This is a genomic window from Streptomyces sp. AC627_RSS907 (assembly GCF_019049165.1).
Genome location: NZ_JAGMUE010001274.1, coordinates 1 through 639, shown reverse-complemented (window position 1 = coordinate 639; position 639 = coordinate 1). Strand labels below are relative to the sequence as shown.

Here is a 639-nt window from a genome sequence, read left to right as displayed (position 1 = left end):
CCGCACGGCGGGCGCCGGGACGCGGCGCCCGCCACCGGGGGAGGGGCGGAGGGAGCGCCACGGGTCGAGGCGGAGTGGGTCGACGGCGGGCGCGCCGCGCCCCGGCGCGCCGTGCCGGGCGCGGCGCGCCCACGACGGCACGCCGACGGCGTACGGCGGAACGGGGCGCCGGAGGCTGCCGTGCGGTACGCGGTGGTGCTGGCCGTGGTGGTGGGCGTGCAGTTCATGGTCACGCTGGACGCCTCCGTGGTGAACGTGGCGCTGCCGGACATGCGCGGTGACCTGGGGTTCAGCGAGCCCGGGCTGTTATGGGTGGTCAACGCCTACACGCTGGTCTTCGGCGGCTTCCTGCTGCTCGGCGGGCGGGCCGCCGACTTCTTCGGGCTGCGGCGCGTGCTGTGGCTCGGGCTCGGCCTGTTCGGGCTCGCGAGCCTGGCGGGCGGCCTCGCCCAGGCGCCGCCCGCGCTGGTGGCGGCGCGCGCGGTGCAGGGGCTCGGCGCCGCCGTCCTGGCGCCGGTCGCCCTGACCATCGTCACCACCGTCTTCCCCGCCACGGGCCGGGCCCGCGCGCTCGGGCTGTGGAGCGCCGCTGGCGCGGCCGGCGGCGCCTCCGGCGTGCTGATCGGCGGCGTGCTGACC

At 79.3% G+C, this 639-nt stretch carries 1 protein-coding gene; it reads left to right on the top strand.

Annotated elements, in window-relative coordinates:
- Window positions 1–225: 225 nt before the first annotated feature.
- On the top strand, window positions 226–639 hold a 414-nt coding region (locus KUM32_RS41450; protein ID WP_217146797.1), incomplete at its 3' end, for an MFS transporter.